The 10,409-nt window shown below is 74.6% G+C and carries 8 protein-coding genes and 1 pseudogene; all 9 read right to left on the bottom strand.

What is annotated here, in order from left to right; translation table 11 throughout:
- Positions 1–607, bottom strand: a pseudogene (locus tag ACWGE1_RS13515) (hypothetical protein); the annotation flags it as partial.
- Positions 608–611: 4 nt separating this feature from the next.
- Complete coding sequence (locus ACWGE1_RS13510; protein WP_184791610.1) at positions 612–770, bottom strand: DUF6760 family protein; 159 nt, start codon at positions 768–770, stop codon at positions 612–614.
- Entirely contained in the window at positions 767–1,264 is a 498-nt protein-coding gene (locus ACWGE1_RS13505) for a hypothetical protein (RefSeq protein ID WP_453420645.1), read from the bottom strand. Before ACWGE1_RS13505 ends, ACWGE1_RS13510 begins: the two co-directional genes overlap by 4 nt.
- The gene (locus tag ACWGE1_RS13500) at positions 1,261–1,701 is read right to left on the bottom strand and encodes a phage tail protein (RefSeq protein ID WP_030388073.1); all 441 of its coding nucleotides are present in this window, start codon (positions 1,699–1,701) and stop codon (positions 1,261–1,263) included. The genes ACWGE1_RS13505 and ACWGE1_RS13500 overlap by 4 nt, the downstream gene beginning before the upstream one ends.
- Before the next feature lie 38 nt (positions 1,702–1,739).
- The gene (locus tag ACWGE1_RS13495; RefSeq protein WP_453420644.1) at positions 1,740–3,299 is read right to left on the bottom strand and encodes a phage tail sheath family protein; all 1,560 of its coding nucleotides are present in this window, start codon (positions 3,297–3,299) and stop codon (positions 1,740–1,742) included.
- 177 nt (positions 3,300–3,476) lie between these two features.
- Positions 3,477–5,570: an AAA family ATPase gene (locus ACWGE1_RS13490; RefSeq protein ID WP_453420643.1), complete on the bottom strand. Its 2,094-nt coding sequence runs from the start codon at positions 5,568–5,570 to the stop codon at positions 3,477–3,479.
- Positions 5,567–6,271 carry a DUF4255 domain-containing protein gene (locus tag ACWGE1_RS13485; RefSeq protein ID WP_453420642.1) on the bottom strand — a complete coding sequence of 235 codons (705 nt, stop codon included), beginning with the start codon at positions 6,269–6,271 and terminating at the stop codon, positions 5,567–5,569. The genes ACWGE1_RS13490 and ACWGE1_RS13485 overlap by 4 nt, the downstream gene beginning before the upstream one ends.
- Positions 6,268–9,456 carry a hypothetical protein gene (locus tag ACWGE1_RS13480; RefSeq protein ID WP_453420641.1) on the bottom strand — a complete coding sequence of 1,063 codons (3,189 nt, stop codon included), beginning with the start codon at positions 9,454–9,456 and terminating at the stop codon, positions 6,268–6,270. The genes ACWGE1_RS13485 and ACWGE1_RS13480 overlap by 4 nt, the downstream gene beginning before the upstream one ends.
- A gap of 214 nt (positions 9,457–9,670) precedes the next feature.
- Positions 9,671–10,336: a response regulator transcription factor gene (locus tag ACWGE1_RS13475; protein ID WP_453420640.1), complete on the bottom strand. Its 666-nt coding sequence runs from the start codon at positions 10,334–10,336 to the stop codon at positions 9,671–9,673.
- Between the last annotated feature and the right edge of the window lie 73 nt (positions 10,337–10,409).

Raw genomic sequence — 10,409 nt, 5'->3', positions numbered from 1 at the left:
CGGACGCGCCCGGTCCGGGCCCCACCGGATCGGCGGCCGGGCCGCGGGTGCCGGGGTTGCCCGGACGGGACGGGACGGCGCCGGACGACGCGGCGCCGGACGACGCGGCACCGGACGCAGGGGCGCCGGGCCGTACCCGGCGCGAGATCTGCGGGGCATCGGCCGTCCGCGACGCAACCGCACCCGCGCCCGCAGCCGGCGGCTCCGCCTCGTGCGGTCGGCTCAGCGCCCGCAGCAGCAGCGGGCCGCCACCGCTGGGGGCGGGGCGGGGACCGGCGGGGCGGGCGACCCCGCGCACGAGGCCGGCCGGGGCGGACGGCAGCAGGGCGTGGGCGAGCCCGGTGTCGAACGACGGGTCGCGCCACGCGGCCAGGCCGGACCGGAAGGCGAGCCCGTCGCTGACGCCGATGGCCGCGCGGGCCACGGTCAGTACGGGCGGGGCCGTCATGCGCCAGCCGCCGTCCCAGTCGCCGGGTACGGTCGCGCCCCGCGCGGCAGCCGTGCTCAGGGCCGCCGGTGCCGGTGCCGGTGCCGGTGCCGGTGCCGCGGTCGCGGTCGCGGCGTCCGGCACGGCGGCGCGCCGACGCAGCCTGTCCCGCCATGCCATGCGTTCAACCGCCTTCGTTCACACGGGTGTTGATGCGAGCTATCTCGTTGACCCACTCCTGGCGCTCGCCGTGGGTCAGGTCGAGGATCTCGTCGCGTTGCCAGTGGAAGTGGTAGGCGATGTACGCGATCTCCTCCCTGAGCCGGGGGAGGGCGTACGTCACGATTCCCCCAGGCGCCCACCGGACAGGTCGACCTCGAAGCCGCCTTCGCAGTGCGGGCAGGTGACCGCAGCGCGGGTGTGCCCCTCGCTGTTGACGCGCCGGTAGAAGTCCTGGAGGAACGCGACGTCGGTCGCGTACATCCGTTCCACGATCCCGGCGTGCACGTCGGTGATGGTGCCGAGCCGGGTGATCACCTGGCTGAGCAGCACCACGCTCAGGTACGCCGGGTTCTCCTTGACCCGCAGGTCGATCTGGGGGCGCAGTTCGTCGCGGGCGGTGGCCAGGCGCATCGAGCCGTGCCGGTGCACCGTGCCCGCTTCGTCGACGTACCCGCGCGGCAGCTCGAACTCGAATTCCGTCCGCAGCCCGTGGTCCTCGCGACCCGCCGGAGCGGCGGCGGCCGGGGGTGCCGCCGCCTGCTCCGGGGCCGCCGCGGGCGCAGTGACCTGGAGGATCTCCTCCAGGCTGCCCGCCGTCACCGTACGGCGCCTCATTCGACGATGATCTCCTCGAACACGATGGTCACGGACTCGGTGGCCGCAGCGGACTCGCCGGCCTTCAGGGAGGGTCCCTCCCACTTGGAGGCCCAGCCCTGCATCAGCTGGATGCGGCGGACGGTCGCGCCCGTGGAGTCCTTGATCTCGATGGTGAGGTTCTGCCGAGCGGTGTCGACGGCCCCGTTGTTCAGGGTCTCCTTGATCCACTTGGTGAACTCGCTGCTCTTGTCGAGTCCCCGGGTGATCGTGACCTCGCCCGCCTGGCGTGCGCCGGGCTGCTTGCGGATGATCTGCTTGCCCTCCGCGCTGACCTGGCGGACCTCGACGACCTCTTCCTCGACGGTCAGACCGCTGATCTCCTGGATCGATTCGACCAGGTAGCCGCCGAGCTGGACGCCGAAGATATGGGTGGAAAGAGCATCGCCCTCTGCCATGACTGTCCTTCACCTTTCCTTGCTGCTGCCCCGGAGGGTCACTCGTCGATGAGGCTGGTGCTGTCGGAGAACTGGGCCAGCCGGAACACCACGAACTCGGCCGGCTTGACGGGCGACACACCGATCTCGCAGACCACGCGGCCCTGGTCGATCGACTCCTGCGGGTTGTTGTCCCGGTCGCACTTGACGTAGAACGCCTCCGCCGCCGTGCGGCCGAACAGTGCGCCGCGGCGCCATTCCTCGGTGAGGAACGCGGTGACGTTGCGCCGGATGCTCGACCAGAGCCGGTCGTCGTTGGGCTCGAAGACCACCCACTGGGTACCCAGGAGGATGGACTCCTCCAGGTAGTTGAAGAGGCGGCGCACGTTCAGGTAGCGCCAGGCCGGGTCGGAGGAGAGGGTGCGGGCGCCCCAGATCCGGATGCCCCGGCCGGGGAAGGCCCGTACGCAGTTCACACCGATCGGGTTGAGCAGGTCCTGCTCGCCCTTGCTCAGGCGCAGTTCGAGGTCCACCGCACCGCGGATCACCTCGTTGGCGGGGGCCTTGTGCACACCGCGCTCGGCGTCGCTGCGCGCCCACACGCCGGCGACGTGGCCGCTCGGCGGGACGGTCGTGTTGCGCCCGGCGGCCGGGTCGAAGACCCGCACCCACGGGTAGTAGAGGGTGGCGTAGCGGGAGTCGTAGCCCGCCTCGTCGTTGCGCCAGGTGCGCACCTGCTGCGCGGAGAGTCCGGGCGGGGTGTCCAGGACGGCCACCCGGTCGCCCATCTGCTCGCAGTGCGAGATCACCGCGAGCTGCACGGTGCGTACGCCCTCGGAGTCGATGTCGCCGCGCTGGTAGGCGCTCATCAGGTCCGGCACCGCGACCATGGTGATCTCGTCGATGGTCTCCAGGCCGGCGAACCCGGTGCGGGCGGCGGAGTCGCCGACGTACTCGGCCGGGTCGAGCCGGGCCACGCCGCCTCCGACGGCCGGTGCGGGCGACGCGGCGAAGGCGTCGGGCACGGCGACGGTCTGCCCGGCGGGCCGGGTCTGGGCGGCGCCCCGCTGCTCGGTGACCTCGATCAGCTTCGAGGCGCGGGCCTGGGTGACGAGGTAGCCCTTGACGTTCTTGCGGGCGGACACCTCGTAGGTCTCGGCCACCTGCTCGCCCTGGCGGACCAGGATCTTGAAGCGGTCCTCGGGCGGGTTCTCGCCGTCCGCGTCGGCGATCTCCACGGAGACTCCGGTGACGCCCGGCCGGGCCGCGATCAGGAAGCCGCCGAGCTCGACCGGCTGCGCGGCGCGGGGCTGGGGGACGGCGCCCGCGGCGGCCGGGGCGGAGGCGTCCTGGGCCGGCCCGCCGATGCGGACGACGTACGCGGCGCCGCCGCCGTTGGCGAAGTACCCGTAGACGGCGTGCGGCAGGTAGGTGCCCTCGGCGAACCCGCCGAACCGCTGGGAGTACTGGTCCCAGCTGGTGACCAGCGTCGGCTCGTGGAACGGGCCGCTCTGGGCGAATCCCACGAACGCGGCGACGGCGGTGCCGACCCCTTCGATCGGGCGAGCACCGGACTGCACCTCCTCCACGTACACGCCCGGGGTGAGGTACGTCGGCATGCTCGCTCCTTCGGGTTACGGCTTCGCAATCAGGTCTGACCACAGCCTTTCCGGCGGCCGCCGCCCGGGACAAGGGCGTTCGGACCTGGCCGGGGGCAAGTGCGCTGCCCTCCCGGTCGTCCCCGCCGGACCGGCCAGGCACCGCGCCCGGCCCGCCGGCGGCCGCCCGCCCGGGGCTCACACGTCGGTGACCCGGCCCAGGTACGGCCCGAACTCGCCCTCCAGGACCAGGCGGCCGAGCTTGCGGTACTCCTGGGCGACGGCCGTCACCACCTGGCCCATGGTCAGCGGTTCACCCGACGCGGCCGCGGAGTAGGCGGCCGTCACGGCGCAGGCCCGGATCGAGCCCCCGGCCAGTTCGAACCGGTCCGCGCAGAAGCCGAGATCGAGGTCGCCGGCCCGGGGCAGCCGATCGCCCAGGCACCGCTCCCACAGGGCCAGGCGCTGGGTGGCGTCGGGCACGGGGAAGTCCGCGACCACGTCCAGGCGCCGGGTGAACGCCTCGTCGAGGTTGGCCCGCAGATTGGTGGTCAGGATGGCGATGCCGTCGAACGACTCCATGCGCTGGAGCAGGTAGGCCGATTCCATGTTGGCGTGCTTGTCGTGGGCGTCCTTGACCTCCGAACGCTTGCCGAAGATCGCGTCGGCCTCGTCGAAGAGCAGCACCGCGTTGACGGCCGATGCCTCGGTGAAGATCCGCTCCAGGTTCTTCTCGGTCTCGCCGACGTACTTGTCGACGACCGTGGACAGGTCCACCACGTACAGGTCCATGCCCAGGTCGGCCGCCACCACCTCGGCGGACATGGTCTTGCCGGTGCCGGAGGACCCGGCGAACAGCGCGATCACCCCGCGCCCGCGCCCGCCGCCGGGCCGCATGCCCCACTGCCCGAGCACCTGGTCGCGGTGGCGGGCGCGCACGGCGAGTTCACGCAGCCGGCGGTGGGTGGGGGCGGGCAGCACCAGGTCGTCCCAGCCCACCGCGGGCTCCACCCGGCGGGCGAGGCGGGCCAGCCCCGCGCCGTTCTGGGCCCGTACGGCGGTGCGCAGGCCGTCGGGGGAGAGCGGGCGGCCGTCGAGCGCCGCGGTGCGCACCGCGGTGTCGGCGGCGCGCCGCAGCTGCCCGGCGTCGAGGCGGTGCGCGGCGACGGACCGGGCGAGCGCATCGGCGTCCGCGCCCGCGCCGTGTTCTCCGGCGGCCTCCTCCAGCGCGTGCCGCCAGCGGGTGACGTGCCGGTCGGGGGTGGGGGCCGCCACGGTCAGGGTGACGGGGGTGTCGGCCGCCCAGGCGGGTTCCCAGCCGCTCGTCCCGTAGGTGAACAGGGGGATGCCGCGCAGCGCGGTGCACAGCGTGCGCAGGACGCGGGCCCGTTCGTCGGGCCGGTCGGGCAGTTCCTCCAGCGGGCCCAGCAGCACACCGGCACCCGTCAGGCGGGCCTCGCGGGCGGTGGCGCGGGCGAGTTCGGGCAGTGCGCGGACGTGCTGGGCCAGTGCCGCCGCGTCCAGGGCCAGGGGGCCCGGCCCGCACGCGTGCAGTGCGGCGGCGGCCAGGCCCTGCGGATCGCCGCCGCGGGCCCGCAGGTGGACGTGGCGGGTGCCGCTGCCGGCCGCGGCGACGGCCCGGCGCAGCTCGGCCGGGTCGACGGCCGGGTCCTGGTGGGCCTGGCCGAGCACATCGGCCAGCCGCGGGTCGGGCGAGGGGTCGCCGAGCAGATGGGCGGTGACCCGGTCCGGGACGGCCAGCACCCGTGACAGGGGCGGCCGTTCGGGCTCGGTGACCTCCACCAGACCGCCGGTGACGAGCGGTGCGGTGGCGGAGAGCCGGAACCGCCCGGCGGCCGACCCGGTGCGGCCGCACAGTTCGAGGGCGAGGCCGACGGTGGGCCGGCGGCGGGTCAGGTCGTCGTTGAGGTAGCCGTAGAGCCGTTCGAACCGGGCGTCCAGGTCCGGTGCCACGGCCACCAGGAGCAGGTCCACGTCGAGCGGCTCCAGCGCGAAGCGCGTGGCGAGGACGTCGAGCGGCGAGCCGGGCGGTGGCGCGGCCGGTGCGAGCGCGGGCAGGTCGGGGCCGTGCGGTGCGTCCAGGATGCGGGCGACCGCCGCTGGCGTGAGGTACTGGCCCAGGTAGGGGTCGTCCGGGTCGGGATGGGCGGCCCGCCGGAGCTCCACGGCCAGGCGCACCCGCTCCTCGACGAGTCGCAGCCGCGTCCACAGGTATGGGGCGGTGTCGGCCGGGACCGCGGGTGCGGTCGCCGGCCGGACGGTGTGCGTCACGGCTGTCGTTCCCCCCGCCGGCGGCGCGCGGGGGCGCCCGGCCGTTCCCTGGATCCGCCGAAGCCCTCTGCTCCCGGCTCGCCCGTCCCGGTGTAGCGCAGCCGACGCCCGCCCGCGGCCCCGTCCGGTGCGGCCCGCGGTACGGAGTTCACGACGAGCCCCTCGGTGACCGGCGGGGCCGCGGCCCTGCTGATGCCCGCCAGCGGTGCCTTGACGCGCAGCCCGAGGGACGGCTTCAGTTCGCCGCCGAGCGCGGACCACACGTCGGAGGCGGCCGGTGCGTCCATGCCGGTGCCGCCCGCGTCCACGTCCACGAGCAGGCCGAGGTCGGCGAGCGTGCCGGTGAGCATGTGCGGGGGCAGCGTGTCGGTGTTCACGAGGCAGGAGAGCACCTGGGAGAGCAGCCTGTGCTCGTCCTGCGGCCGGCTCGCCCACGCGGTGACCAGGTACGTCAGCTCGAACCAGCGCGGCGGGGTGCGGCGCGCGACGACGAACCCGTCCGCGTCGTACACCTCGCCCGCGCCGCTGCCGCGGCGGGTGTGGTCCTCGCGGATGTCGTACAGGAACACGCAGACCGTGGGCGCGCTGCGGCGGGCCGCCCAGTCGCTGGTCGGGGCGTCGAAGACCACCTCGACGCCCGAGGCATCCAGACCGGACTCCGCCAGCAGCCGGCGCAGCCCCTCGTCGACTTCGTGGATCACCGGCGGGTCACCTCGTCGGGCGGCTGCACCGAGCCGTTGACCACGAGGAAGTCGGTCTGCACCGGCGAGAAGCCGGGACCGCTCGCGGTGATGACACGGGGGCCGGTCTGGTCCTTGGCCAGGATCAGCAGCTGGCCGATGAACGTACCGTCGCGCTGCGGGAAGGTGGGTGCCGCGGCGGCCGTGATGCCCGGCTTCCACGTGAACCGCACCGGCACGCCGGGCGGGAAGTCCTCGCCGCGCACCGAGGTGACGAAGCCGGGCTTGCCGATCGGCGGCACGGCGACGATGCGGGGCTGGAGGATGCGCAGTTGCTGCTGGGCGGTGTTGTCACCGGGGTCGGCGTCCGTGCCGGTGGTGGTCAGGGTGCCGGTCACCTGGGCGGTGAGCGCCTTGTCCGGGTTGAGGACGACCCGCAGGACGGTCCGGGCGCCCGGCGCCAGGTCCGGCAGTGCGCACTCCCCGTTCCGGTCACAGCCCGGCGGCGGCCCGGCGCTCGGCACGCCCTGCGGAAGGCCCATGCGCAGCCGCAGGCCGGTGGCCAGGGCGTTGCGGCCGTTGCGGACGGTGTACGTGACGACGACGCGGCCTCCCACGTAGCCGGGGTTCGGCTGCGCGGTGATGCTCAGCCCGGGGCCGGCCGGGGGCGCGGGCGGTTCCGGCTGCGGCGCGGGCGGCTTCGTCGGCGGGACAGGAGTCGGCGGGACCGGGGTCGGCGGGACCGGGGTCGGGGTCGGCGGGGTGGGGGTCGGCTTCGGGGGTACGGGCGCCTCGCGCACCGGCACCACGGTCCGTCCGGAGTTGTCGCTGGGGCGGGGGTCGAGCACGGTGCCGGTGACCGACCAGTCCACCGGCTGGTCCCCGGGGACGAGGCCGGTGAGGGTGACGGTCACCGGGACGGTGGTGCCCGCGGGCACCACGCCCAGGGTGCAGGTCAGCGCCGCCGCGTCACACGTGGCGCCGGGTGCGGTGAGCGCGGTGACGCTCACGCCGAGCGGGGGCGCGACGGTCAGCCGGGTGCCGGGCGAGGCCGCCGGGCCCTGGTTGACGACGTCCACCCGGACGGTGGCGGAGCCGCCGACGGTGAGCGGCGGGGCCTTCTCGGGTGCCCGCACCGCGAGGTCCACGGACTGCTGCACGCCGGGTTCCTTCTGGCGGCCCGGCAGGCCCGTGACGAGCAGGTTGTGGTCGCCGGAGGCCACGTCCACCAGCTTCAGCTTCTCCGGGCTGTTGGGGGCCCGTGAGCCGCGGGCGCTGAGCACCAGGCTCTTGCCGTCGGCGGTCCATGCGGCGTCGCGGGGCTGGAAGGGCCCCTTGGCCGTGGGCTCGGGCAGTTCCCGGCCGCAGGCCCCCGGTACGTCGCGGGCGGCGTCGGGCAGCAGCACCCGGCAGGTACCGCCGGCCGCGGAGGCGAGCAGGATGCCGCTGCGTTCGTCGACGCGGCCGCCGCCGTTCTTGCGGTTGAAGGCGATGGTGGTGCCGTCCGGTGAGAACGCCGGGCTGTCGTCGATGACTTCGCAGGCACCGGGACACAGGGTGGCGCTCAGGTCGCGCTGCCGGTCCAGGTGGTCCACCGGCACGGTCCAGATGTGCTTGTTGCCGCCCTTGCCGTTGATCACGAGGTTGCGGGTGAAGGCCAGGGTCGTGCCGTCGGAGGACCACGTGGGCTGGGCGTCGCCGAGCCGGCCCTGTCCGGCGGGCGGGGTGATCTCGCCGCGGATCGCGCCGGTGGCGGCGTCCGCGATCAGGATGCGCGCGACGCCCGCGTCACCGCCGGTGCCACCGGGCGAGGTGCGGGTGAAGGCGAGGAACCGGCCGTCGGGGGAGAACGCCGGGTCGGTGTCCCAGTCCTTGGGGCCGCGGCCCGCGAGCGGCAGGGCCGTGGGATTGGTCCCGTCGGCGTCCGCCATCCATATCCGCTGGATCCGGGCCTCGGGCTTGCCCTCGAAACGGGTCAGCACGATCCTGCGCCCGTCGGGCGTGTAGTTCTGCCGCTCGGTCCACGGGTCGGAGCCGGGGGCCGGCTGGAACAGCGGGTCCTTGGCCGGGTCGGTGTTGGTGTCGGCCGCCGGGTCCTCCTTGAGGATGTCCAGGCCGAGGTCGCGCGGGTCGGAGCCGTCCATCCGGACGTCCTGCAGGGTCACCACGTGCGGTCCGGCCGCCGAGGTCCGCTCGACCACGACGCCGCCGCCGGTCAGCGGGCCGAGCCAGGTGGCCGAACCGACCTCGCGGTCCTCGCTGAGCACCAGCTGGGGCGTGTCCGCCGAGTGCGCGGGCACCCGGAAGACGTGGTCCCAGTCGCCCTTGCAGTCACAGGTGCGGTCCGGGCTGAGGAAGAGCACACCGTTCCCGTCGGGCAGCCACGCTGCCCCGTGGGTGCGCCAGTTCGCCTGGGCGCCGGCCAGCAGCGGACCGCCGCCGCGGCCGTCGGTCCACCGCAGGCGGGGCCCGGCCGCCGCGGTGGCGGTGTAGGCGATCACGTCCCGGTTCGCCTTGTCGTCGACCGGGTTCCACACCGGTTCGGTGGCCGTGCCGTTGGCGGGGTCGGTGACGCGGGTGGCGGCGCCGCCCCGCAGGGGACGTACGTACACCTGTCGGCCGGCGGCCCGGTCGTCGTCGGAGGAGTACGCCAGACGTCCGCCCTCCGGCGAGACCGTGGGGTGCTCCTCGTTCGCGGGGGAGTCGGTCAGCCGGGTGAGGCCGGTGCCGTCGGTGCGCACCAGCCACAGGTCCCGCTGGGTGCCGCCGGACTCCGCGGGCTGGGCGGCGTCGAAGACGACCGACCGGCCGTCCGGGGTCAGCCGGGGGTTCGCCGCGTCCAGGCCGCTGGTCAGGCGGCGCACCGAGCCGTCCGCGGAGCGCAGGTAGACCTGCGCGGTCCGCTCGTCGCGGCGGCCGGCGAAGACCAGCTGGTCGCCCAGTGCGGCGGGCTGCGTGTCCAGATGGGCCGGACCCTCGCCGAACAGCGGGGTGCTGGACGTGCCGGTCGCCACCCGGCCCAGGCTGCGGTGGCGCGTGCCGGCGTACACGACCCGGCCGTCACCGGCGTCGGCCGCCAGGGGGCGCGCCTCGGCGTCGCCCGGGCCGGAGGCCGCCGTCACCGCGAGCAGGGGGACCAGCAGCAGCAGCGGCGCGCCGGCCCTCCCCCAGCGGCGTCGACGACTGCCGGAGCCAACCGTGCCCATTACGGTCCACCTCACAGTCAGGTACAGCATTCACGTATGACCCCGCCACCTTGCGGCCCGGCACGTGCGGCCGGCAGGGCCGTGGGGTCGCACCCGGGGGAAGCACCCGGTGCGCTTTCGGGCAGTGGGAGTGCGGTCGGGTCTGGCCGGCGGGCCCCCGGCTCCCGCCGCCGGGCCCCGCCGCCGGGCCCCGCCGCCGGCTCCCGGCGTACGGTCAGATCAGCCCGTTGCGCAGGGCGTAGCCGACCGCATGGGTGCGATTGCGCAGGTGCAGCCGCGTGATGATCTCGCTCAGCACGTTCTTGACGGTCCGTTCGGAGTACGAGGTCTTGCGCGCGATCTCCGCGGTGTCGAGGCCTTCCGAGACCAGGCGCAGCATGTCGGCCTCGCGCGCGGTCAGGGTGGACAGGGACACCGCGTGCGGGTCGAGGGGCGAGCGCTGCAGGCTGCCCACGTGGTCGAGGAGCTTCGCGAGCAGGTCGCCGGGGAGCACGCCCTCGCCGTTGGCTATCGCCAGGACCAGACGCAGGAGCCGGTCCTGGTCGGCCTCGCTGCGCCGCAGCACCGCGGTGACCCCGCATTCGATGGCGCGCTGCAGGGCGTCCCCGGATTCGAAGGTGCCGACCACGAGCCCGGTGCGCGTGCTGGAGTCGTGCCGCAGCCGGTACAGCAGGGCCGCCGTCTCGTCGTCCACGCTGTCCACGGCGACGAGCGACACCTGCGCGCCGTCGGCGACGTCGACGAGTTCTATCTCGGGGCGCTGGCGCAATTGGTGGACGACCCCGACGTGCAGGATCGGGTCCGGCGCGTAGACGGCCACGGTGACCCGTTCGCCGGCGCCGGACGAGGTGACGGGTCCGTTGTTCTGAGTCTGGGTCATGTGGCGTACCTGTTCCATGGTGCGTATGTGGGGTTACGGATGGAGAGGAATGATCAACGAGTGTTCGGGCACT

Source organism: Streptomyces sp. NPDC054932, assembly GCF_053610205.1.
The sequence above is the reverse complement of the archived record's forward strand: the minus strand, read 5'-3'. Positions and strand labels throughout refer to the sequence as shown.